The sequence below is a fragment of the Pseudomonas sp. MWU16-30317 genome (genome assembly GCF_020515695.1).
Taxonomy (GTDB): Bacteria; Pseudomonadota; Gammaproteobacteria; order Pseudomonadales; family Pseudomonadaceae; genus Aquipseudomonas.
Window position 1 is genome coordinate 207040 of the sequence record NZ_JAIWJA010000008.1, and the last position, 22263, is coordinate 229302.

Here is a 22263-nt window from a genome sequence, read left to right on the forward strand (position 1 = left end):
ACTCAGTAAGTGCGGGAGGGAGGGGTGGCTGCGCTGCTGTCGGGCTGCCGATAACGCGCCAGATTGTCCAGTGCAGCCTGGCGAAACAGGCTGATGTCGATGCCCACGGCGATGAACTGGCAGCCCCAGTCGCGATAGCGCTTGGCGTCTTCTTCAAAGGGCGCGAGGATCCCGGCGACCTTGCCGGCGGCCAGGGTGGCATCGATGGCTTCGCGGATCTGCGCCTGTACTTGCGCATGGCTGGGGTTACCGGGGAAGCCGAGGCCGGAAGAGAGGTCCGCCGGGCCGACGAACACCGCATGCACGCCGTCGACGGCGGCAATCTCGGCCACGTTTTCGATGCCGAGTCGTGACTCCACCTGCACGATCAGGAACAGCTCTTCATGAGCGCTGGCGAGGTAGTCGGGCACGCCGTCCCAGCGTGTCGCGCGGGTCAGGCCGCCGCCCACGCCGCGTATACCGTGGGGCGGGTAGCGCATGGCGCGTACCACCTCCCGGGCCTGCTCGGCGGTTTCGACCATGGGCACCATCAGGCTTTGCACGCCGATGTCGAGCAGTTGCTTGATCAGCGTGCTGTCGCCATTGACCGCGCGCACCACCGGTGCGGTGGCGTATGGGGCCACCGCCTGCAGCTGCGCGAGAATGCTTGGCACAGTATTGGGGGCATGCTCGCCGTCGATCAGCATCCAGTCGTAACCGGTGCTGGCGGCAATCTCTGCGGTATAGCCGGTCGCGAAACCGGCCCACAGGCCATATTGGGGCGCGCTGCCGGCCAGGGCAGCCTTGAAGCGATTGTGCGGCATCTGCATGAGGTGGCTCCTGCTTGATCGCAAGTGAGTTATTGCAAGTTGACGAACAGTCCACCGTCCACCAGCAAGGCGGCGCCAGTGATGTAGGCCGCCATGTCGGAGGCGAGAAAGACGATAGGCCCGGCGATGTCATGGGGTTCGCCGAGGCGGCCCAGGGGTGTGCGCTTGACCATGTAGTCGCGTTTTTCCGGGTCGGCGAAGTCGTCCTTGTTGATGTCGGTGGCGATCGACCCGGGCAGCACCGAATTGCAGCGAATACCGTAAGGCCCCAAGGCAATCGCGCAGGACTGCATCAAGGAATGCAGCCCGGCCTTGGTCGGGGTGTAGTGAGTCTGCATGCCACCGCCGACCAGGGCGCTGATCGAGCTGACCGCGATGATCGCGCCGCCCTTGCCCTGGCGTTTCATCTGGTTGGCGGCAGCCTGCACCGCGAAGTAGGCACCGTTGAGGTTGGTGTTGACGGTCTTCAGGTAGACCTCTTGCGGCATGTCGAGGAAGGAGTGAAACGGGCAGATGCCGGCGTTGTTGACAAACACATCGACGCTGCCGAAGGCTTCGACGGCGGCCTTCACCAAGCGCTCGCCAGTGTCCAGGTCGGCGGCGTCGCTGCCGATCTGGATCGCCTGGCCACCGAAGGCCTCGATCTCATCTAGCAATGACGCGGCGGCTTCATGGCCTTGGGCGCTGCCACTGTGGGCGACCACCACGCGGCCTCCCTGGCGGGCGCATTCAAGGGCAGCAGCACGGCCGATGCCGCGGGAGGCACCGGTGATGATGACGGTCTTGTCTTTGAGCAGCATGGTGGAATTCCTCTTTGTTGGCAGTGTTGATCGAGCGTCTTTTATCGAACGGGGCATCAGCCCAGGTAATTGCCGTAGCCGACCATGGCGATGGACGCCAGGATCACCGCGATACCCAACAGCAGCACGCGCTTGGTGGCGGCGCTGGTGCCTTGCCATTCGCGGAAATACAGCCCCCAGAAATTGGACACGATGATGATGAACGACATATGCAGCACCCAGGAGCTGGCGTCGTTGTGCATGCGGCTGGCGCCCATGCCGTAGAAGAAGAACTGCAAGAACCACAGGGTGCCCGCCGTCGCCACCAGCACGTAGTTGCGCAACAGCGGTGTGCTGCGGTCGGTGTAATTGGAAAAGCTGCGATTACGGTAGTTCAGCCACAGGCACCAGAGGCCGTTGGTGGTCAGCCCGCCCCACATGATCACCATGAAGGTCACGTTGTTCTGGAACAGGCTGTTGGCGCCATGGGCGATGGCAGCGTCGGCCAATGGCTGGCCCGCTGTGATGCCGTAGCTGAAGCAGGCGCTCAAGACGCCGGAAATCAGTGCCACCACGGCGCCCTTGGCCAAGGAGAATTCCTTGACGGTCTCGAACTTGGTGCTGTCGGGCACCTGCCGTTCCTTGATCAAGCCGGCGCGGCCACACAAGGCGATCCCCAGCAGCGACACCGCAACGCCACTCAGCACCCACAGGCCCCCCGCGTTACGGAGCATTTCAGTGAGGGTGCCGGTTTGCGCATCGGTGAACAGATCGCGGTAGATCGGGGGCATCAACGCGCCCAGTGCCGAGGTCAGCCCCATGATCAGCGACATGCCCAGCGACAGGCCCAGGTAGCGCATGGTCAGGCCGAAGGTCAGGCCGCCGACGCCCCACAGCACGCCGAAGAAGTAGGTCCAGAACAAGGTGCTGGTGTCGGCATTGCGCAGGATGTCGATGAATCCCGGCACGGTCAGCTGCGCGGCAATCAGCGGGACCACGAGCCAGGACACCAGGCCGCCGGTGATCCAGTAGCTCTCCCACGCCCAACCCTGCACCTTCTTGTAGGGAATGTAAAAACTGCCGGACGCGAAGCCACCTATAAAGTGCAGGATGACTCCCAGAAAAATGATTTCCACGTGGTGCGTTCCTTTTTATTGTTATCAGCGGGCAAGGTTTTGTCGGTCATCGGGGCTGATGCCGGGGCATCGGCGGTTATCAAGGCCGTGGCAGGCTGAACATCGGTTGCAGATCGACGCTGCGCGGCGAACCGTCGGCGTTGCTGGGCATGATGTCCTTCATGTGCTGCCACCAGCGCTGCATCACCGGGTGCGCGGGCAGATCGTCCAGGCCGTGGCGCTCCTGGTGGATCATCACCGCAAACAGTGCATGGCGTTCGGGATCGAGAAAGATCCGGTATTCCTCGATGCCGGCGTTGTGCAGCAAGGCCACGAGTTCGGGCGAGATTTCGTTGTGGCGGCGCAGGTATTCCTGCTCCTGGCCGGGGTCCAGGTTCATCCGAAACGCGCGGGTGTGCATGGCAGGGCTCCTCGATCAGCGCGGGTACGGACGGTTGAGCAGGCACTCAGGATTGAGCTCGACGCCGAACCCGGGTTTATCCAATGCCGAGGCGCGCATGCGGCCGTTCACCGGCACCGGTTCGCCGAGCAGTTGCGGGGAAAACATCGGCACGATCTGGTCGGCCTTGGGCGCCATGTTGAGGAATTCGGCAAACGGGCTGTTGGTGCGGGTGATCACGAAGTGATAGCTGTACACCGACGAACCGTGGGGCACGACCAGGGCGTTGTGGGCATCGGCCAGGGCCGAAATCTTGATCAGCTCGGTAATGCCGCCGCACCAGCCGACATCGGGTTGGATGATGTCGCAGCAACCCATTTCCAGGAGCATGCGAAAGCCCCAGCGTGTGGCTTCGTGCTCGCCGGTGGTGACCAGCATGCCGCTCGGGACATTGTTGCGCAGCGCCGCATAGCCCCAGTAGTCGTCGGGCGGCAGGGCTTCTTCGATCCACTTCAGGCCGTATTCGGCGGCGCCTTTGGCCAGGCGCGTGGCGTAGTTCAGGTCCAGGCTCATCCAGCAGTCGAACATCAACCAGAAGTCGGCTCCGACCTTTTCGCGCATGCCGGCCAGGTGCTCGAGGTTCTTGCGCAGGCCTTCCTCTCCTTCGGCGGGGCCGTATTGCAGCGGCATCTTGCCGCCGATGAAGCCCATGTCCTTGGCCAGGTCCGGGCGGGCGCCGGTGCAGTAGAACTGTAATTCATCGCGCACCGCGCCGCCCAGCAACTGGTGTACAGGCTCCTGGCGAACCTTGCCGAGCAGGTCCCAGAGGGCCAGGTCGACCCCGGAAATGGTATTGAGCACTATGCCTTTGCGCCCGTAATACAGGGTCGCGTGGTACATCTGGTCCCAGATCTTTTCGATGTCGGTGACCTTGGCGCCTTCAAGGAAGCGTGACAGGTGCTTCTCGACGATAAAGGCGCCGATTTCCCCGCCCGTGGTCACTGCAAAGCCGACCGTGCCGTCGCTGGCTTCGATTTCCACCACCAGAGTGCCCAGCACGTTGATGCCGAAGCTCTGGCGGCTCTGGCGGTATTCCGGGTAACGGCCCATGGGGGTGGAAATATGATCGTCGATCCAGTGGCCAGCGGCCTGGTCGTGATAGTCGGCACCGCCGCCGGTGAGGGTGAAAGCGCGCACGTGCTTGATGGTCAAGGTACTCATGAAACTCTCCTGGCAAGGCGAAGGTGCGAAATGCGGACGAGTCGAAGCCCAGGGCGCAAGGATCAGCCGTGGCGTCGTGGGAGTCGCAGAAGGGTGGCGTGGACGTGCCGCAAGCAGGCGGACGCTGAGCAGCGGGCGAGGTAATTGAAGTCTGTCATCACGCCGGTTTCCTTATTGGATTTATGGGGGCGTAAAGGGGGTAGCAGCGCTGAACCGCAGCGCTGCCGAGTGCATGGGGGCGAGTCTATCCAGCCTGAGCGATGCCGACTAATTCAAATAAGCTTAATACCGATGCGTGCAGGGTATCGGTTGCAGGCAGGCTGTTTAGCCGCGTGAAACACCCAGGCCATATGCCCGTGCGGCGTTGTGCCGAAAGAATTTCGCCTGGCTCGCCACCGGGTATCTCGCCATGCAGCGCTTCACTAGGCCCAGGGTGGTGTCGAAATTCGCCAGCTGACCGCTATTGGGCCAGTCACTGCCGAAGAAGCAGCGATCCTCGCCAAAGGCATCCCATAGCAGATCGAGGCGCTCGCGATAAAAGCCTGGATCATCGATCAATCGCCCATCGCGCCGTTGGGGAATTTCCGCCAGTTTGGCGAATACCGCGGGCCGCTGCGCCAGCGCCTGCACTTGACGCTCGAAGGCCTGTGCCTCGCCCGGCCCGACCTGGGCATTGGGCAAGTGATCGATGATGATCCGCAGCTCCGGCAGCCTGTCACTGAGCTTCAACAAGCCCTCCAGCAAACGGGCATCCGGGTTGGCGCTGTCCAGGCTGCGGCCGCTGCCGGCCAGAGCGCGCAGGTTGTCGATGAAGCCGGGGCGTTGTTGATCTTCGAGCAGGTCCCGCTCCCACAGGTTGCCGTAGCGCAGGCCGAGAAACAGCGGCGCTTGTTCAAGCCATTCCAGCTCGTGGCGAAACCGCTGGCTGGCCGGGTCCAGGTTGCCGACGAAGCCCAGCATCCGCGGATCACCGCGCAGGGTTTCCAGCAGCCAGCGGTTATCCGCAACCCAGGGGCTGGCCTCCACGGCAATGACGCCGGTGATCGAATGGGCCGCTGCGGCCTGCCAATAGTCATGGGGAAGATGGGGCGCGTAGATACTGTCGCCAGGTACTGGCCAGGGAATGCCTTCTGGGCGGCGAGGGTCGAACAGGTGAATGTGGCAGTCGATGATCGGGCCGTCATACACCTCAGAGGCAGGGACGTTCATGAGCGGTTTCCATTGTTGTTGTCAGGCGTGTGGAATAACAAATCCCGTCCACAAAAGCTAATAGCGGATCGGCCCATTGCGATACCCTGCGGGTATCAGAACAACAAGGTGATGTTATGTCGACGTCTATCACGGCGCGTAGCTTGTTCAACCGCCTGCGCTACAAACACCTGCTGATGCTGGTGACGCTGGGCAACAGCCAGAACCTGCACCGCGCCGCCGAAGCCCTGAACATGTCGCAGCCAGCCACTACGCGGATGCTTCAGGAAATCGAAGAAGCTTTCGGTTGCACGCTGTTCGAGCGCCAGTCGCGGGGGATGCGCGCCACCGTGCTGGGGGAGGAGTTGCTGCGGTTTGCCCGCGCCGCACTCAATGGTCTGGAGCGCTGCGCCGAGGACCTCAGCGATCGTCAGGCAGGTGGCTATGGCTACCTGGCGGTTGGCGCGATCATGGGCGCGGTGCCGGACCTGGTAGTGCAGTCGATCGCCGACATGAAGGCCAGCCATCCGCTGTTGCGCCTGCGGATAATGGGGGACACCAGTGACCAGCTCAGCGAGCTGCTCGACCAGCGCCGTATCGATGTCGCCGTGGCGCGGCTGTCCCATGCTCAGGATCGCCAACGTTTCGCCTTCGAGCCGCTGGGCAACGAACACCTGGCGGTGGTCGTGCGCGCCGGCCACCCGCTGACCCGCTATCCCCAGCTTGATCTTGCCGAGATGGTCGATGCCTGGCCGTGGATCCTGCAACCCGACACCAGCCCGGCGCGGGTCGCCCTGGAAGGGGCCTTCGAGCGGCTGAATGTGGCATCGCCGAGCGACGTCATCGAATGCACTTCGGTGTTCGCCATGTTTCAACTGGCGCAGATCACCGATGCGATTCTGGTGCTCACCGATACGGTGATACGCGATCACGTGAACACTGGCCTGCTGACCGCGCTGGAAGTGGAAATCGAAGAACAGCTGAGCCCGTTCGGGGTGATGTTGAGAAAGGATGAACCCATGAGTCGCGAACTCGAGACGTTCTTGATGCTGTTGCGCGAGCGGGCCCAGCGTTAGGTTGGCAAGCCGCTCCAGCGTCCACCCCTGAGCAGGGGCGGACGCAGTATTTCAATACGCCGCGACCACCCCATCCTTCCTCGGATCGGTCCCGCCCACATAGCCGTGGGCAGTGCGCTGAATGATCTGCGCGCCACCAAAGGCGAACACGCCGCTGGGGTCCTCGACCTCGATGTCGTGCCCCTTGGCCTTGAGCGCCGCCACGACCTGCGGATCGAAGGAGCGCTCGACGGCCACTTTCAAGCCGGCCTCCAGGCGCCAGCGCGGTGCGTCGGCGGCGGCTTGCGGGTTTTGCTTGTAGCGCAGGATGCGCATCATCATCTGCAAGTGCCCTTGTGCCTGCATTGGCCCACCCATCAAGCCGAAGGACATCAACGGTGTGCCGTCGGCGTTCATCACGAAGCCCGGGATGATAGTGTGGAACGGCCGTTTGCCGGGGGCCACGGTGTTGACGTGATCGGGATCGAGGGTAAAGCCCGCGCCGCGGTTCTGCAGGCTGATACCGGTGCCCGGCACCACCACGCCCGAGCCGAAGCCCATGTAGTTGGACTGGATGAACGAGATCATCATGCCGCTCTCGTCGGCCGCCGACAGGTACACCGTGCCGCCCGCTTTTGGCGAGCCGTGGCCCGGATTGGCCGCCTGGTCGCCGACCAGCGACGCGCGGTCCATCAAGTAGGCCGGGTCGAGCAATTGCGCCGAGCGCAGGCGCATGTGGCTTTCGTCCGTGACATGCTCGTCGAGATCGGCCAGCGCCAGCTTCATCGCCTCCAGCACCGGGTGCACGGTCTCGACGCTGTCTACCGGATGCTCGCCCACGCCCAAAGCCTCGAGCAGGGTCAAGCCCGACAAAGTCGCGATGCCCTGGCCGTTGGGCGGCAATTCGTGAACCACGGCGCCGGCATAGGGTACCGACAGGGTGTCGATCCAGTCGACGCTGTGGGTGGCCAGGTCTTCCAGGCTCATGACACTGCCGTTGGCATTGGCATGCGCAATGATGGCCTGCGCCAGCTCGCCACGGTAGAACGATTCGCCGTTGCTGGCAGCGATGGCCTGCAGGGTTTTCGCATGATCCTTGAGGGTAATTTTCTCGCCGGCCATGGGGGCCTTGCCACCCTGCAGGAAGCACTCGGAGAAGCCTGGCTGGTCCTTGAGCAATTGCGCACCACGACGCCACAACTCGGCAATGATTGGCGTGACTTGATAACCGTCTTGGGCATAGCCGACGGCGGGCTCGGCGAGGGTGGCGAACGGCAGCTTGCCGTAGCGCTCGGACAACGCCACCCAGGCCGACACCGCGCCCGGCACCGTCACGGCGCCCCAGCCGCGTTGCGGCATTTCGGTTTGCCCGGCGAAATACTCCGGCGTCCAGGCCTTTGGCGAGCGCCCGGAGGCATTGAGACCTTGCAGCTTTTTACCGTCCCAGACGATGGCGAACGCGTCGCTGCCGATGCCGCAACCAGTGGGTTCGACCACGGTGAGCACCATGGCGGCGGCGATGGCGGCGTCCACCGCATTGCCGCCTTTGCGCAGCATGTCGAGCCCGGCCTGGGCGGCCAGCGGCTGAGAGCAGGCGACCATGTTGCCGCCCATCACGGGCGAACGGGCGGAGGTGTAGGGTTGGCTGTAGTCCAGATCATCGTGCATGAAGGCGGTCTCTTTGGCAGTGATGCTTAAGGATGGATACTCGAGGCGTGATCAGCTTTTCGGGTCGAGGGCATCGCGTAGGCCATCCCCCAGCAGGTTGAAACACAGCACCGTGATGTAGATCGCCACGCCCGGCGCGATCGACATCCACGGCGCCTGTTCCATGAAATTCTTCGCGGTATTGAGCATCGAACCCCAGGACGGCGAGGGCGGTTGCTGGCCCAGCCCGAGGAACGACAAACTGGCTTCGGCGAGAATAGCCGACGCGATGGTCAGCGTCGCTTGCACCACCAGTGGCGACAGCACGTTGGGCAGTACATAGCGCAGGATGATCCAGCGGTCCGGCAGGCCGATGGCGCGGGCGCCTTCGAGGTAATCCTCGTGGCGGATCGCCAATACCTGACCGCGCGTCAGGCGGCAGAAAATCGGCATCGCCGACAGCCCGATGGCGATCATCGCGTTGGTCAGGCTTGGGCCTAAAAAGGCTCCCAAGGCAATCGCCAGCACCAGGAACGGACACGATAGCAGCGCCTCCATGATGCGCGAGATGATCGCGTCGAGCTTACCGCCAAAGTAGCCGGCGATCAGCCCCAGGGGCACGCCGATGAGCATGGCGATCGCCACCGACACACCGCCCGCCAGCAACGAGCTGCGCGCACCCCACAGCAAGCGCGAAAACAGATCGCGGCCCAGTTCGTCGGTGCCCAGCCAATGCAACATCGACGGCGCTTTGCGCACCAGCAGGAAGTTGGCTTTGAGCGGGTCGTACGGCGCGATCCACGGCGCCAGCAGCGCGGCCAGAATGAACAGCAACAGCACCCCGGAGCCAATGACCGCGCCTTTGTTGGCGAGGAATTTACGCACGAACGGCGAGCGGCTGCGCGGCGTGAGGGTGAGGTCGGTCGAGGCTGAATCGGTCGCAGCGACGAAGCTCATGAGGCAGTCCTCAAGCGTGGATTGATCAGGCGATAGAGCACGTCGGCCAGCAGATTGAGCAGCAGGAAACCGATGGCGACGCACAGCACCACACCTTGCACCACCGCGTAATCGCGATTGAACACGGCGTCGACGATCATCTTGCCGAACCCCGGAATGCTGAACACCTGCTCAGTGAGCACCGCCCCGCCCAGCAGCTCGCCGAACAGTAGGGTGGTCAAGGTCACGATTGGCATCAGGGCGTTGCGCAGGGCGTGCTTGAGGATCACCGTGTGCGGCAACAAGCCCTTGGCTCTTGCGGTGCGCACATAGTCGGCGCGCAGCACTTCGAGCATGGCGCTGCGGGTATGGCGCATCAGCACCCCGGACAGCCCGGCGCCGAGCACGAAGGCCGGCAGAATCAGGGTCTTGAGGTTCTGCCCAACGTCCTCACCCAGCGGCACGAAGCCCGAGGCGGGTAGCCATTGCAGCTTCACGGCGAAGATCATGATCAGCACAATCCCCAGCCAGAAGTGCGGAATCGAGATGCCCGACAGGGCGAAGATATTCGCGCCGTAATCCACCGCCGTGCCTTTGCGCACCGCAGAAATCACCCCGGTGGGAATGCCGATCAGCAGCGCGATGAGCAACGCCAGCACTGCCAGTTCCAGGGTCACCGGCAGCTTGGACGCCAGCAGGACGGTCACCGGCTGCTCGGTGCGCAGCGAGGTGCCGAAGTCGCCTTGCAGCACGTTGCCGACCCAGTGCAGGTACTGCAGCGGCACCGGATCGTTGAGCCGGTATTTATCGCGCAGGTACGCCATCACCGCAGGGTCGCGCTCTTCGCCGGCCATGGCCAGCACCGGATCACCCGGCAGCAGTTTCTGCAGGGTGAAGACGAACAGCGACACCAGGACCAGCGTCGGAATGGCGCTGAGCAGGCGTCTGAAGATGAACGTCAGCATGCGCGCTCCTCGGCAGGTGCCCAGATCATTTGAAGGCGACGTCGGTCAGGCGGATCAAGCCGTCCGGGCTCGGCACGAAACCGCTCAGTTTGTTGCTCATGGCAATGATGCGCGGGTCGAAATACAGGTAGGTGCCCGGCACATCGACTGCCATCAAGCGCAGGGCTGCGGCGTACAGCGCCTGGCGCTGGGTTTGGTCGTTGGTGGTACGGGCCTTGTTGAGCAGATCGTCGAGCTTGGGATCGCAGAAATGGCCGTCGTTCTGCCCGCCCTTGCAGGTGACGAATTGATGGATGTTGCCATCCGGATCAGGCCGCCCGGACCAGGCCGTCATGCCGATCTGGAAGTTGCCCGCCTGTTGCTCGCTGAGCAGCGTGGCGTACTCGGTGGCGACCAGATTGACCTTGAAGCCGGCCTCGTCGGCCATGGCCTGAACGATCTGCCCGACCTGTTGGGCGATGGGGTTGTTGGCGACTTTGAGCTCGACTTCAAGCGGCAATTTTACCCCGGCTTCGGCCAGCAGTTTTTTGCTTTGCTCCACGTCGCGCGCCGGGATCGGCAGGCTCTTGTCGTAGTACGGACTACTGGTCGGGAAAGGCTGGGCACTGGGTGCGTACAAGCCTTCGAACACCACCTGATTGATTGCGTCCCGGTCGATGGCCAGCTCGAAGGCCTGGCGCACGCGCTTGTCCTGGCCGATCGGGGTTTTCGCGCGCTCGCCATTGTTGGTGTTGTACATCAGCTGCATGTAGCCCAGCCCCGGAGTGTTGAACACCTGCAGTTTGCCGTCGGCCCTGGCGGTTTTCACGTCGGTGGGTGCCACGCGCTCGATGATGTCCAGGTCGCCGGAACGCAGGTTGGCCAAGCGCACCGAGGTGTCCGGGATCGGCAGGAAAATCACCTTGTCGAAGTGGTAGGCCTGCTTGTTCCAGTAGTTGTCGAAGCGCTCCAGCACGATGCGATCCTGCTGCACGCGCTGGACGAACTTGTAGGGCCCTGAGCAGATCGGCTTGGCGCCGACCTCGGTGGCCGATGCCTTGGGCGCGAGCATCATGCCGGCGCGATCGGAGAGCTGCGAAATCAGCGTGGCATCGGGTTGCTTGACCTTGATGGCGACGGTTTTTGCGTCGATTACCTCAACGCTCTCTACCGACGACAGTTCGCTCTTGCGCAGCGAGTCGGGCAGGGTGCGAGCGCGGTCCAGGTTGAACTTCACGGCGGCCGCGTCGAACACTTCGCCGTCGTGGAAGGTCACGCCGTCGCGCAGTGTCATGGTCAGCGTCTTGCCGTCCTCGCTCCAGTGCCAGGCGGTGGCCAGTTGCGGCACGTAGTTGAGCTGCGGGTTGATGTCCACCAGCTTGTCGCACAGGGCGGTGTAGACCAGCCTGCCGGAGTAGGTGCGCGAGCGATGCGGGTCGAGCACGTCAGGGTCATCCTGAATGCCGATGCGCAGCGTCGTTTCGGCAAAGGCAGCGTTGGCAGCGAGCAGTAGCAGGGTGCCGGTCATGAGCTGTGCGAACTTCATTGCTGACTCTCCAGAGATAAGGCCTGATGGCTTTTGAATAGATCCAGGCGTCGGGTATAGGCCGCGCTGGGTGTAGGGACGATCAAGGAGCCGGCCCCTGCATTGGCGATTTCGCGCCAGTAATGGCAGGCGACCTGACGCTCGCCCTCGACGCTTTCGAACAGCGGTTTGAGCTCGCGGCACAGCGGTCGAACATGCGGGCAGCGGGTGTGAAAACGACAGCCCGACGGCGGCTTGCTGGGGCTGGGCATGTCGCCGCCGAGCACGGCGCGCGGGTGGCGCAGGTCGGGGTGGCTGACCGGCACTGCGGCCATCAGCGCTTGGGTATAAGGGTGCAGCGGCGTTTCGAACAGGGCATCGACGGGTGCCAGTTCGACGATTTCGCCCAGGTACATCACCGCCACGCGATCGCTCATGTGGCGAATCACCGCGAGGCCGTGGGCGACAATGACCAAGGTCAGGCCGAACTGATGCTTGAGGTCTTCGAGCAGGTTGACCACTTGCGCCTGGACCGAAACGTCCAGCGCCGACACCGGCTCGTCGCCGAGAATCAACCGCGGTTCGGAGGCCAGCGCGCGGGCAATACCGATGCGCTGGCGCTGGCCGCCGGAAAACTCATGGGGGTAGCGGCTGCCGTGTTCAGGCGCCAGGCCGACAGTGCGCAGCAGTTCGGCGACCTTGTCCTGACGCGCGCTGCGGCTGTCATCGCGGTGCAGCCAGATCGGCTCGCCGACGATGGCTTCAACGCTCATGCGCGGGTTCAGCGAGGCGAACGGGTCCTGGAAGATGATCTGCAAGTCGCGACGTACCTGGCGCAGCTTGTCCGGGGCCAGATTGGCCAGGTTGCGGCCTTCGTAGATCACGTCGCCGGCGGTGGGTTTGAGCAGGTTGAGCAGCACCCGACCTAATGTCGATTTGCCGGAGCCGGATTCCCCCACCAGCGCCAGGGTCTCGCCCCTGCGCACGGCCAGCGATACTTCGTTGACCGCCTGCACGGGGGGCTTTTTGCGCTGCAGCAGGCCGGTTTCGCTGCTGAAGTGCTTGCTGACGGCGACGCTTTCGAGGATCGGCTTGTCAGTGTCGGGGCGCAACGCTGGATCAGGTTCCGGCTTCATGCAATGACTCCCACATGCTGTTCCAGCGGCACGCGAATGCACGCGGCGAAGTGCCCGGGCGAGACCTCCAGCAACGGCGGACGGGCCTGGCGACAGGCGCCGATAGCGAACGGGCAACGCCCGGCAAAGCGGCAACCGCTGGGCATCTCTACCGGTGTCGGCACACGGCCGTTGATGGTTGCCAGGCGCCCTTCGCGAGGGCCGATCGACGGCATCGAGCCCATCAGCCCGATGGTGTACGGGTGCTGTGGATCGTCGAACAGGGTCTTGACCGAGCCGCTCTCTACCACCTGCCCGGCGTACATCACCAGCACCTCGTCGGCCACTTCGGCGACCACGCCCAGGTCATGGGTGATGAGGATCATCGAGGTGCCGGTTTCGGCCTGCAGGTTGGCCACCAGTGCGAGGATCTGCGCCTGAATGGTCACGTCCAGCGCGGTGGTGGGCTCGTCGGCGATGATCAGCGCCGGGTCGTTGGCCAGCGCCATGGCAATCATCGCCCGTTGGCGCATGCCGCCGGACAACTCGTGTGGATAGGCGTCCAGGCGCTGCACGGCGTCAGGCACGCGGACTTTTTCGAGCATCTGCTGCGCCCGCTGGCGGGCTTCTTTGCGCGACAGGCCTTGATGACGCATCACGCTTTCGCCGATCTGGTCGCCGAGGGTGAACACCGGATTCAGCGACGTCATGGGCTCCTGGAAAATCATCGCCATGCGATTGCCGCGCACGTTGAGCAAGCGCTCGGCGGGCATGCCCAGCAAGGGTTCGGCCAACAGGCTGGAGGCGTTGGCGCCGACCGTGGCGGTATCGGGCAACAGCCCCATCAGCGCCATGGAGGTGACGCTCTTGCCGCAGCCGGACTCGCCGACGATGGCCAGGGTCTTGCCGGGCATCACCGCAAAGGACACACCATCGACCACATTGGCCGGCGCGCCCTTGAAACGCACGCTGAGGTTGTCGACGCTTAATACCGGGGCTTGCGGATTCATGAACTCGCCTCGAGGTCTTGGTGAATGACGTTGTCGAGTGCCTGTTGCAGGGCGCGCAGATGACCGCGCATGGCCGTGGCCGCCTTGACCGGGTCGCGGCGCTCGATGGCGTCGACGATGTCATCGTGGTCGTGGCTGTAGGTGCTCAGGCGATCAGTGTTGCGCGCGCGCTGGCGCAGGTCGCGCCAGGCTGGATCGAGGCGGATGGCGTCGAGCATTTCGAAGATATCCAGCATCAACCGGTTGCCCGCCGCCTCGGCAATGCCGCGGTGCAGGGCGCTGTCCCACAACTCCAGACCCTCGGCGTCCACTTGCTCGGCGCCTTGATGGCGGGTGGTGCGTTCGGTGAGGCGGCGCAGTATCGCCATCTGCTCGCCGCTGGCGCGGACCGCCGCGAGGGACGCCAGCGCCGGCTCCAGATGCAACCGCGCTTCCATGACCTCACTGAAATTGGTCCGGCTCGATAATCTTGCGAAACTCATGGACGCGCTGGGCGGCGTCGGGCCCACAAAGGTGCCTTTGCCCTGGCGGCGCCAGATCTGCCCTTCGGCTTCGAGCACCGCCAGTGCCCGCCGAATCGCCCGGCGGCTCACGCCGAACAGCACCGCCAATTCTCGCTCGGTAGGCAGCGCTCGCTGGGGGAACGCCGCATGCTGGGCCACCGTTTGCCGCAGCGCGTCGAGGGCTAGCTTTGAAGCGTTATCGTGGGCTGCGTCAGTGTCGAAACTTTCCATGATGGTTTCTCCTGACAAGCTCAAAAGGACGGTCGCTGCCGTTCAGGGCGGGACTGACGATAGCTAGGCAGTTGCAATAGCGATGCCAATGAAAATTGGTTCGGGCTTGCGGACGGTGTTCAGGAAGACTTCAGCGGAAGAACGAGAGGGGAGCGGGCCAATGCCGTATTGGTTCAAGGCTTGGTTCGCGGTGCTGCTTGAATTGGTTCGCTGATAAGCGAACCAATTTTTCTGCCCTGGGTTGCGGATGGGCGATGTTGAGGCGGGCGCATCGTTAGGGTGCGTGGCGTCAGCCTGTGAGGCGCTGGGTTCTGAAGTTACTGCGGTACAGGCGTCGGCAGTGCGGTGTTGTTCTGCCAGGCCTGCAAATTGGCCATTACCAGATCGGACATCGCCCGGCGGGTATCAGGGGTGGCGCTGGCCATGTGCGGGGTCAGCAACACATTCTCCAGCCCGAGCAAACCTGGGTGCGGGCGCGGCTCGTTTTCGTAGACATCCAGCGCCGCCCCCGCCAGCCGACCCTCGGCCAACGCCTGTGCGAGCGCTTGCTCATCGACCACGCTGCCGCGCCCGACGTTGATCAAATAGCCCTGCGGCCCCAGCGCCTGCAGCACCTGCTCGTCCACCAGGTGATAGCTGGCAGCACCGCCACCAACCGCCACCACCAGAAAATCTACCGCCGCAGCCAATTCGACCGCAGTGCTGAAATAAGCGTGATCGACCGCTTGCGGCTGGCGCCCGGTGTAGGCGATCGACATGTCGAACCCTTGGGCGCGGCGCGCGATGGCCTTGCCGATGCGGCCCAGGCCGATGATGCCCAGGCGCGCGCCAGTGACTTTGCGGCTGAACGCGAAAGGCCCGTTCGCCCAGGCGCCCGAGCGCGTGAACTGGTCAGCCACTCGAGTGTTGCGGGCGATGCCAAACAGCAGCGCCATGGCGAAGTCGGCGACGTCGTCGGTCAGTACATCGGGCGTGTGGGTGACCTGAATGCTACGCTCGCGGGCCGCCACGACGTCGATGCCGTCGTAGCCCACGCCGAGCACGGCGATGACTTCCAAGGCCGGCAGTTGTTCCAGCAATTGCCGGGTGACCGTGGATTCACCGTTGGCGACCAGCGCGCGAATATCGGCCGTCGCTGCGTTCACACCGGTACCATCCTGGTGTGCCTCGACCACCTCGTAGGTGGCGTGCAGGGCTTCATCCAGCATGGGCGGCAGTTTGGCGATCTTAAGGACTCTTGGCTTCATCGAAACCTCGCGAAGGGTTGATGGGTAAAGGAGGTGCCGCACGGCGTGGACGGCCCAGATACAGACCCAGCACGCCACCCGCCAGCAGCGCCGCGGCCACCAGCAGCAGGGCATAGTCGTAGCTGTGGGTGACGTCCTTGATCAGGCCCATGACCGGCGGCAGGCCGAGGCCGGCGATATTGGCGATGGAGTTGATAAGCGCAATCGAGGCAGCCGCCGCGGCGCCGGAGAGGTACTCGGTGGTGGTCGCCCAGAACACCGGCGTCGCCGCCCAGTTCAAACCGACGGCGACCACCAGCAACCCATAGGCCAGCCACGGGTTACTGGTCGCCACCGCCAGCGCCAGCAGTACGCCGGCCAGTACCAGCGGCACGCACAGATGCCAGCCACGCTCACGCTTGCGATCCGAGTGGGTGCCGTTGAGATACATGAACACGCAAGCGAACAGGAAGGGCACTGCCGACAGCACGCTGACGGTAAAGGATTCCTGGCCCGACACCGACTTGACGATCAAGGGCAGGAACAGCGTGATGCCGATGGTGCCGAACGCCTGCAGCAACCAGAACAGACTCAGCAACCACACCTGGCGGCTGCGAAAGGCCGTCTGCCAGGCGGCATGATGGGAAATGGGTGTTTTGGCCTGCTCGCTGGCAATGGTGCGGCTCAGCCAGTCCTTTTGCTCGGGCTGCAGCCAGTGGGTGCTTTGCGGGGTATCGGGCAGATAGCGCAGTACTACGATCCCCAGCACTACCGCCGGCAGGCCTTCCATCAGGAACAGCCAGCGCCAGCCGCTGACCCCGAAGTAGCCATCCAGGTGCAGAAACGCCCCCGACAGCGGCAGGCCGATCACCGAGGCCAGCGCTGCGCCGATGTAGAAGAACGACATGGCCTTGGCCCGATCGCTGCGCGGATACCACTGCGACAGGTAATAGATGATCCCCGGCGTGAACCCGGCCTCGGCGGCGCCCAGCAGCAGGCGCATGCCATACAGTTGGTTGGCGCTCTGCACCAGGCTCATGCCCGCGGCGACGATGCCCCAGGTGATCATGATGCGCGCAATCCAACGGCGCGCACCGACCTTGGTCAGAATCACACTGCTGGGCACTTCCAGGAGGATGTAGGTGAGGAAGAACAAACCGACGCCCAAGCCGTACATCTGCGCGGTCAGGCCTAGCTCCGCGTTCATCTGCAGGGCGGCGACGGAGATGTTCGATTTGTCGATGTAGGCGACCATGTACAGCAACATCAGGAAGGGGATCAACTTGAGGTTGAGACGCTTCATGGTGCTGGCGTGCAGGCCCGAGTCCATGGATGGCTGGTGCATGTGGCCTCTCTATTGTTGTTATGAGAGTAAGCAACGGGGATGTAGGCCCACCATAGACGAGATTGGCTAATAGCTCAATATATGATTTGCAGTCCCATATTTAGGGATTTATCCGTGGGGTCGAGTGCTACGGCCCGACCGGGTGATTGTATTTTCGCATGATCCGCTCCAAGGCCCCCGTGTGACGCAACCTGTCCAGCGCGCTGGACCAGGCATTGACCACCTTGTCATCGGCGTCGCGGCTAAAGGCGATGTACAGCGAGGAGTGGTAGAGCTCGACCGGTATCTGACGCAAGGTACCGGCAGGGATATTCAGTTGGCGGCTGTTGTACGCCACGCCCGCTGCGGTATCGCCGACGATGAGGTCGGTGCGCTTGGCCAGCAGCATGCGGTACAGCTGCTGGTTGACGCTCGCGCTTCTGTCGAGGTTGTTGAAGCCTTGCGCCTGCAGCAGATCCGGTATCAGGCCGGCTTTGCGCGTGGTGATCTGTGGGGCTTGATGCAGCTCTTCGAGGGTGTTGACCGGCTGCTGCGCATCGGCCAACTGATAGGGGTAGATGGACTCTTCCACAATCGGCCCGACCCATTTGTACAACGGCTCGCGCTCCGGGGTGCGGAATAGTGAGTACAGGATCGTTTTCGGGCGGGAATTCAATAGGTAGGTAGTGCGCATACTGGGCACCATGGCAATCTCGAAGTGATCCCCGGTGAGCGCCATGATGGCCTGCACGATCTCCGTGGTCATGCCAGTGAGCTGGCCGTTCTCCTGATAGTTGTAAGGTGCCCATTCTTCAGTAACGATTTGGTAGTCATCGGCTCTGGCGGGGGAGCCAGGGATACCGAGCAACATGCACAACAGCGCTAGAATGGGTATCGACCGTTTCACGTGTCCTGCCTGATGGGCTGTGCGGAGTTCAAACTGGATGTGAATCCCGCGACCACGTGAGTATAGGTACAGACGTTGCCAGACACACGAAATCCGCGACAGCCGCTGCGCAGGAGCGTTTATGGCATCCCCAGCCACTTGGGCAGCGCCAGCGAGATGATCGGCACATAGGTGATCAGGATCAGGAACATCAACAGGATCGACAGCCACGGCAGCGCCGCGCGGATCGTCTGCCCCAACGTCAGGCCCGTGACCGCCGAGGTCACGAACAGATTCAGGCCCACCGGCGGATGCACCAGGCCGATCTCCATGTTCACCACCATGACAATGCCCAGGTGGATCGGATCGATGCCCAGTTTCGTCGCGATCGGGAAAAAGATCGGCGCCAGGATCAGGATGATCGCCGAAGGCTCCATGAAGCTGCCGGCCACCAGCAAGACGATGTTGACCATGACCAGGAAGCCGATCGGCGTCAGTCCCTCGGACACCACCCAGTTGGTGATCTGCTGTGGAATCTGCTCGGTGGTCAGCACGTGGGCGAACAGCATCGCATTGGCGATGATGAACAACAGCATGATGGTCAGCCGGCCCGATTCGAGCAGCACTTTGGGGCAGTCGCGCAAGTGCATGTCCTTGTACACGAACAGCGCGATAAAGGCCGAGTACACCGCCGCCACCGCTGCCGCTTCCGTGGGCGTGAACAGGCCGCTGTAGATGCCGCCGAGGATGATCACCAGCAACAGCAGGCCCCAGAACGCCCGGCGCGCGGTGGCTAGCCACTCGCCAATACTCACGCGCGGTTGGGCTGGGAGCTTCTTGATGCGGGCGACGATATAGATCACCACCATCAGCACCACGCCCAGCAGGATGCCGGGTACCACCCCGGCCATGAACAGCTTGCCGACCGAGGTTTCGGTCGCGGCCGAATACACCACCATCACGATCGACGGCGGAATGAGGATGCCCAGCGTACCGGCGTTGCAGATGATTCCCGCGCCGAATTCCTTGGGGTAGCCGGAGCGCACCATGCCAGCGACTGCGATCGAACCAACCGCCGCCACGGTGGCCGGCGAGGAGCCGGACAGCGCCGCGAACAGCATGCACGCCAGCACCGCCGCAATGGCCAGGCCGCCACGGATATGGCCGACGCAGGCGTTGGCAAAGTCGATCAGGCGCTTGGCCACGCCACCGGTGGTCATGAATGCGCCAGACAGCAAAAAGAACGGTATGGCCAGAAAGGTGTAGCTGTCGGAGGTCTCGAACAGCTTTATCGCCAGCGAGCTCAGGGAGTCGTGGCTGAACAGCAGAATCGATACCGCCCCCGACAGCCCCAGCGAGATTGCGATCGGCACGCCCAGAAACATGAACACGAAGAGCAGCAAAAACAGGCAGATCACCGTCATCAGTGTTGCTCCTCGCTCGGGTTGGCCAGCTTCGTCGCCTCGCGAGCTTCGTCCGCCAGGCCCAGGCCGGTCTGGCGACCGGTGTAGAGGCGATAGAAGATTTCCAGATAACGGGCAATGATCAGGGCAAAGCCGAAGGGCACGATGGCGGTGATGTAGCCGACCTTGACCCCGTAGCGGTCCAGGTCTTCAGCACCGACCCCTGCCACCAACAACGCCGACACCCATTTGTAGCTCGCCGCCAGCAAGAGTCCGGCGTAGGCCATGCAACAGGCACAGGCGAGCATCGACAGCAAACGCTGCACCGGTTTGCTGGTTTTTTTCACCAGCACGTCGACGCCCAGGTGGCCGGCAGTGCGCACGCCGTAGCTGATACCGAAAAAGATCAGCCAGCCGAACAACGCCTTGGTCAGGGCCACGCTCCAGGTCATCCCCTGGGCGTAGCTCATCAGATGATCGCCGACGCTGGCTAGCGCATCGCTGGCGAATGGGACCTTGTCGCTCAGGGTGTAGAACAGCGTGTAGAGGTTGTTCAGCGCCACGTAGGTGAAGGTCACCAACGTCATGGCGGCCAGCAGAAAGGCGATCATGCCTTCCTCGAAGCGCTCCCAGAAGTGTCTGAGTGATTGCATCGGTATTCTCCGAACAGGGCATGCGCGGTGCCGGTGAGGGCGCGCAAACAGGGGCTGATAAGGCATGACTGGAGGGCCCTTTCGCGGGCAAGCCTCGCTCCCACAGTGCAAACAGTTCCCTGTGGGAGCGAGGCTTGCCCGCGAAGGGGCCCGACCTTACGGCGCCTTGTTCGAGTCGTCCGCAGCTTTGATCAGATCGGCGCCAATTTCGTCGGAAAATTTGTCCCACACCGGGCGCATCGCTTCGCGCCATTGCTGGCGTTGCTCGGCGGTGAGCGGGTCGATTTCGCTGGTCTTGGCGTCGATGATCTTCTGCCTGGCGGTATTGTTCAGGGCCTCAGCCTGCTTGTTCACCTCGACGGTCACCTGGTCCATGATCTTTTGCAGTTCGGTGCGGATATCTTCCGGCAGGCCGTTCCAGAACTTCGCGTTGGTGATGACCATGTAGTCGATCAGGCCATGGTTGGTTTCGGTGAAGAAGGGCTGCACTTCGTTGACCTTCTGGCTTTCGTAGTTGGACCAGGTGTTCTCGGTGCCATTCACGGTGCCGGTCTGCAGGCCCTGATAGACCTCGGCGAAACTCATCTTGCGCGGATTGGCATGAATGGCGACGAATTGCGCTTCGAGCACGCTGGAAGCCTGCACGCGGAACTTCAGGCCGCGTGCATCCTTGGGCACGATGACCTTCTTGTTGGCCGAAAGCTGCTTGAGGCCGTTGTGCCAATAGGCCAGGCCGTGGATGCCCTTGTCGTCCATTGCCGTCAGCAACGCCTTGCCTTGCGGGCCTTGCTGAAAGCGGTCGACCGCTGCCAGGTCATCGAAGAGGAAGGGCAGGTCGTAAATCTGCAGCTGCTTGGTGTATTGCTCGAACTTGGCCAGCGACGGCGCCAGGAGTTGTACATCCCCTAATAGCAGTGCCTCCATTTCCTTGCCATCGCCGAACAGCGAGGAGTTCGGATACACCTCGATCTTTACCCTGTCCTTGAGCAGCGCATCATCGGCGACCCGCTTCTGGAACATCAGCGCGCCTTGCCCTTTGGGAGTGTTTTCCGCGACCACATGGGCGAACTTGATAACGATGGGGTCGGCTGCCTGCGCGAGGGCGGTCATGGACAGCGCGGCGGCGCAGAGCAGCGCCTTGGTCAACTTCAGCATTGGAATGCTCCTTTTTTATTGTTGTATGAGAAGCCTCTACGGGCCTCTTTATCCAACCAACCAGCGATCAGTATCGGCCTAAGATGGGTCAATCGGTTGCGTGTTGAGAATTAGCTTTTCGATAACCCAGCGTTCGTTGCACACGAACGCTGGCGCTATCGAGTAGTCATGAGGCCAGGCATCGCCACCCGAAGGGGCTGGTCCAGAATGCACGAGAGCGGGTGGTCATGGTTTTATCGCGTATCAGTCATCCGCACGGCTCTTGGTACATACCCGCGCTTTGACTTCACTGCCCTGTGCGGGCCACAGTATTGCGCCCATCAAACGCGGTAGCCCCTTGAATAAGGACATACAGAAATGCTGACAGGACAGTGCCTGTGCGGGGCAGTGGCTTTCTCCCTGAGCACAGAGCCGCTTTATTTCTATCGGTGCCACTGCTCACTGTGCCGCCGACAAACTGGTACGGGTTATAACTGCGCGACGATCGTCACTGAATCCAGTTTCAAGTGGCAGGCAGAGGAGGGCGCAATAAACAGCTGGGTCAAATCCAGCGGCTATCGGAACGACTTCTGCAGACAATGCGGTTCGACGGTGCCCAATGCCTTGAGAGGCTCGCGTTATGTGTGGGTGCCGTTGGGGTTGTTGGCAGCGCAGAGCAGCGCCATGGCGTGTGTGGGGGATTATTGTGTGGGGGATGCGATGCCGTGGGATACAGTGCGGTCCGCGCATGTTTTTGAGGCTGCGGTGGAATCGCTGGAGTCGCTGATCAGGGCTTTGCGGGTTGAGGGTTGAGGGTTGAGGGGCTGAGGTGGAGCGGTATTGCGGACCGCTCCGCGACGCTGGCGAACATTACTGCTTCAGCGCTTTAGCCTCTGCAGCCAGACACTCAAGCGCAAACTGCTCGGTATACGTCATCTGAATCGGCGTGGTTTCGCCCTTCACGGTCCGTTCACCCTCGAGGATGTAGCGAATGCGCTTGTCAGTCACACCGATGCGCTTGGCGATCCATGAGGGTGTCTGCCCAATGCGCGAAATCAGCTTGTCGGCATAGTCCGTGGAAGGGTTGTAGTGTTCTGCGTTGGGTGTCATGTAACGTCCAGATAAAAGTGAGTCGTTATGCGCACACGGTGCGCTAATT

Annotated in this window: 22 protein-coding genes; 2 read left to right on the plus strand and 20 right to left on the minus strand. The window is 62.7% G+C overall.

Annotated elements, in window-relative coordinates; translation table 11 throughout:
* Positions 1-2: 2 nt before the first annotated feature.
* From LIX93_RS22005 to LIX93_RS22030, 6 genes are all read right to left on the minus strand, one after another.
* Complete coding sequence (locus LIX93_RS22005) at positions 3-809, minus strand: HpcH/HpaI aldolase/citrate lyase family protein (RefSeq protein WP_226506171.1); 807 nt, start codon at positions 807-809, stop codon at positions 3-5.
* Between the two features lie 29 nt (positions 810-838).
* A complete protein-coding gene (locus LIX93_RS22010) occupies positions 839-1609 on the minus strand; it encodes an SDR family NAD(P)-dependent oxidoreductase (RefSeq protein WP_226506172.1) in 771 nt (256 codons plus the stop codon).
* Between the two features lie 56 nt (positions 1610-1665).
* Positions 1666-2724: an L-rhamnose/proton symporter RhaT gene (gene rhaT, locus LIX93_RS22015; RefSeq protein ID WP_226506173.1), complete on the minus strand. Its 1059-nt coding sequence runs from the start codon at positions 2722-2724 to the stop codon at positions 1666-1668.
* A gap of 79 nt (positions 2725-2803) precedes the next feature.
* Complete coding sequence (locus LIX93_RS22020) at positions 2804-3124, minus strand: L-rhamnose mutarotase (RefSeq protein WP_226506174.1); 321 nt, start codon at positions 3122-3124, stop codon at positions 2804-2806.
* A 15-nt stretch (positions 3125-3139) separates the two neighbouring features.
* Positions 3140-4324, minus strand: a complete 1185-nt coding sequence (gene rhmD / locus LIX93_RS22025; protein WP_226506175.1) for an L-rhamnonate dehydratase — start codon at positions 4322-4324, stop codon at positions 3140-3142.
* 324 nt (positions 4325-4648) lie between these two features.
* Positions 4649-5533: an amidohydrolase family protein gene (locus tag LIX93_RS22030; protein WP_226506176.1), complete on the minus strand. Its 885-nt coding sequence runs from the start codon at positions 5531-5533 to the stop codon at positions 4649-4651.
* 116 nt (positions 5534-5649) lie between these two features.
* On the opposite strand from LIX93_RS22030, the gene LIX93_RS22035 reads away from it, so the two are divergent.
* Positions 5650-6588, plus strand: coding sequence for a LysR family transcriptional regulator (locus LIX93_RS22035; protein WP_226506177.1), 939 nt, complete (start codon positions 5650-5652; stop codon positions 6586-6588).
* A gap of 51 nt (positions 6589-6639) precedes the next feature.
* Here the strand turns inward: LIX93_RS22035 and LIX93_RS22040 are convergent, their stop codons facing one another.
* From LIX93_RS22040 to LIX93_RS22100, 13 genes are all read right to left on the minus strand, one after another.
* Positions 6640-8235: a gamma-glutamyltransferase family protein gene (locus LIX93_RS22040; RefSeq protein ID WP_226506178.1), complete on the minus strand. Its 1596-nt coding sequence runs from the start codon at positions 8233-8235 to the stop codon at positions 6640-6642.
* A gap of 51 nt (positions 8236-8286) precedes the next feature.
* Positions 8287-9171, minus strand: a complete 885-nt coding sequence (locus LIX93_RS22045) for an ABC transporter permease (protein ID WP_226506179.1) — start codon at positions 9169-9171, stop codon at positions 8287-8289.
* The gene (locus tag LIX93_RS22050; RefSeq protein ID WP_226506180.1) at positions 9168-10115 is read right to left on the minus strand and encodes an ABC transporter permease; all 948 of its coding nucleotides are present in this window, start codon (positions 10113-10115) and stop codon (positions 9168-9170) included. Before LIX93_RS22050 ends, LIX93_RS22045 begins: the two co-directional genes overlap by 4 nt.
* A gap of 25 nt (positions 10116-10140) precedes the next feature.
* On the minus strand, positions 10141-11640 hold the full coding sequence (locus tag LIX93_RS22055; RefSeq protein WP_226506181.1) for an ABC transporter substrate-binding protein: 1500 nt from the start codon (positions 11638-11640) through the stop codon (positions 10141-10143).
* Entirely contained in the window at positions 11637-12755 is a 1119-nt protein-coding gene (locus tag LIX93_RS22060; protein WP_226506182.1) for an oligopeptide/dipeptide ABC transporter ATP-binding protein, read from the minus strand. Before LIX93_RS22060 ends, LIX93_RS22055 begins: the two co-directional genes overlap by 4 nt.
* On the minus strand, positions 12752-13744 hold the full coding sequence (locus LIX93_RS22065; RefSeq protein WP_226506183.1) for an ABC transporter ATP-binding protein: 993 nt from the start codon (positions 13742-13744) through the stop codon (positions 12752-12754). Before LIX93_RS22065 ends, LIX93_RS22060 begins: the two co-directional genes overlap by 4 nt.
* The gene (locus LIX93_RS22070) at positions 13741-14478 is read right to left on the minus strand and encodes an FCD domain-containing protein (protein ID WP_226506184.1); all 738 of its coding nucleotides are present in this window, start codon (positions 14476-14478) and stop codon (positions 13741-13743) included. Before LIX93_RS22070 ends, LIX93_RS22065 begins: the two co-directional genes overlap by 4 nt.
* 317 nt (positions 14479-14795) lie before the next feature.
* Positions 14796-15725: a 2-hydroxyacid dehydrogenase gene (locus tag LIX93_RS22075; RefSeq protein ID WP_226506185.1), complete on the minus strand. Its 930-nt coding sequence runs from the start codon at positions 15723-15725 to the stop codon at positions 14796-14798.
* Positions 15706-17049: an MFS transporter gene (locus tag LIX93_RS22080; protein ID WP_226506186.1), complete on the minus strand. Its 1344-nt coding sequence runs from the start codon at positions 17047-17049 to the stop codon at positions 15706-15708. The genes LIX93_RS22075 and LIX93_RS22080 overlap by 20 nt, the downstream gene beginning before the upstream one ends.
* A 127-nt stretch (positions 17050-17176) precedes the next feature.
* Positions 17177-17935: an ABC transporter substrate-binding protein gene (locus tag LIX93_RS22085; RefSeq protein ID WP_226506187.1), complete on the minus strand. Its 759-nt coding sequence runs from the start codon at positions 17933-17935 to the stop codon at positions 17177-17179.
* Between the two features lie 119 nt (positions 17936-18054).
* Complete coding sequence (dctM, locus tag LIX93_RS22090) at positions 18055-19338, minus strand: C4-dicarboxylate TRAP transporter large permease protein DctM (RefSeq protein ID WP_226506188.1); 1284 nt, start codon at positions 19336-19338, stop codon at positions 18055-18057.
* Positions 19338-19970 (minus strand): TRAP transporter small permease, encoded by a 633-nt coding sequence (locus tag LIX93_RS22095; RefSeq protein ID WP_226506189.1) that lies wholly within the window; start codon positions 19968-19970, stop codon positions 19338-19340. Before LIX93_RS22095 ends, dctM begins: the two co-directional genes overlap by 1 nt.
* 156 nt (positions 19971-20126) lie before the next feature.
* Positions 20127-21125: a TRAP transporter substrate-binding protein gene (locus tag LIX93_RS22100; RefSeq protein WP_226506190.1), complete on the minus strand. Its 999-nt coding sequence runs from the start codon at positions 21123-21125 to the stop codon at positions 20127-20129.
* 357 nt (positions 21126-21482) lie between these two features.
* Here LIX93_RS22100 and LIX93_RS22105 point away from each other — a divergent pair, with 357 nt between their 5' ends.
* Positions 21483-21917, plus strand: a complete 435-nt coding sequence (locus LIX93_RS22105; protein ID WP_226506191.1) for a GFA family protein — start codon at positions 21483-21485, stop codon at positions 21915-21917.
* A gap of 57 nt (positions 21918-21974) precedes the next feature.
* Here the strand turns inward: LIX93_RS22105 and LIX93_RS22110 are convergent, their stop codons facing one another.
* The gene (locus tag LIX93_RS22110) at positions 21975-22214 is read right to left on the minus strand and encodes a hypothetical protein (RefSeq protein ID WP_226506192.1); all 240 of its coding nucleotides are present in this window, start codon (positions 22212-22214) and stop codon (positions 21975-21977) included.
* Positions 22215-22263: the final 49 nt, after the last annotated feature.

Coding starts and splice junctions, on each gene's coding strand:
- LIX93_RS22005 (WP_226506171.1), bottom strand. CDS start 809: ATGCAGATGCCGCACAATCGCTTCAAGGCTGCCCTGGCCGGCAGCGCG.
- LIX93_RS22010 (WP_226506172.1), bottom strand. CDS start 1,609: ATGCTGCTCAAAGACAAGACCGTCATCATCACCGGTGCCTCCCGCGGC.
- LIX93_RS22020 (WP_226506174.1), bottom strand. CDS start 3,124: ATGCACACCCGCGCGTTTCGGATGAACCTGGACCCCGGCCAGGAGCAG.
- rhmD (WP_226506175.1), bottom strand. CDS start 4,324: ATGAGTACCTTGACCATCAAGCACGTGCGCGCTTTCACCCTCACCGGC.
- LIX93_RS22030 (WP_226506176.1), bottom strand. CDS start 5,533: ATGAACGTCCCTGCCTCTGAGGTGTATGACGGCCCGATCATCGACTGC.
- LIX93_RS22035 (WP_226506177.1), top strand. CDS start 5,650: ATGTCGACGTCTATCACGGCGCGTAGCTTGTTCAACCGCCTGCGCTAC.
- LIX93_RS22040 (WP_226506178.1), bottom strand. CDS start 8,235: ATGCACGATGATCTGGACTACAGCCAACCCTACACCTCCGCCCGTTCG.
- LIX93_RS22045 (WP_226506179.1), bottom strand. CDS start 9,171: ATGAGCTTCGTCGCTGCGACCGATTCAGCCTCGACCGACCTCACCCTC.
- LIX93_RS22050 (WP_226506180.1), bottom strand. CDS start 10,115: ATGCTGACGTTCATCTTCAGACGCCTGCTCAGCGCCATTCCGACGCTG.
- LIX93_RS22055 (WP_226506181.1), bottom strand. CDS start 11,640: ATGAAGTTCGCACAGCTCATGACCGGCACCCTGCTACTGCTCGCTGCC.
- LIX93_RS22060 (WP_226506182.1), bottom strand. CDS start 12,755: ATGAAGCCGGAACCTGATCCAGCGTTGCGCCCCGACACTGACAAGCCG.
- LIX93_RS22065 (WP_226506183.1), bottom strand. CDS start 13,744: ATGAATCCGCAAGCCCCGGTATTAAGCGTCGACAACCTCAGCGTGCGT.
- LIX93_RS22070 (WP_226506184.1), bottom strand. CDS start 14,478: ATGGAAAGTTTCGACACTGACGCAGCCCACGATAACGCTTCAAAGCTA.
- LIX93_RS22075 (WP_226506185.1), bottom strand. CDS start 15,725: ATGAAGCCAAGAGTCCTTAAGATCGCCAAACTGCCGCCCATGCTGGAT.
- LIX93_RS22080 (WP_226506186.1), bottom strand. CDS start 17,049: ATGCACCAGCCATCCATGGACTCGGGCCTGCACGCCAGCACCATGAAG.
- dctM (WP_226506188.1), bottom strand. CDS start 19,338: ATGACGGTGATCTGCCTGTTTTTGCTGCTCTTCGTGTTCATGTTTCTG.
- LIX93_RS22095 (WP_226506189.1), bottom strand. CDS start 19,970: ATGCAATCACTCAGACACTTCTGGGAGCGCTTCGAGGAAGGCATGATC.
- LIX93_RS22100 (WP_226506190.1), bottom strand. CDS start 21,125: ATGCTGAAGTTGACCAAGGCGCTGCTCTGCGCCGCCGCGCTGTCCATG.
- LIX93_RS22105 (WP_226506191.1), top strand. CDS start 21,483: ATGCTGACAGGACAGTGCCTGTGCGGGGCAGTGGCTTTCTCCCTGAGC.
- LIX93_RS22110 (WP_226506192.1), bottom strand. CDS start 22,214: ATGACACCCAACGCAGAACACTACAACCCTTCCACGGACTATGCCGAC.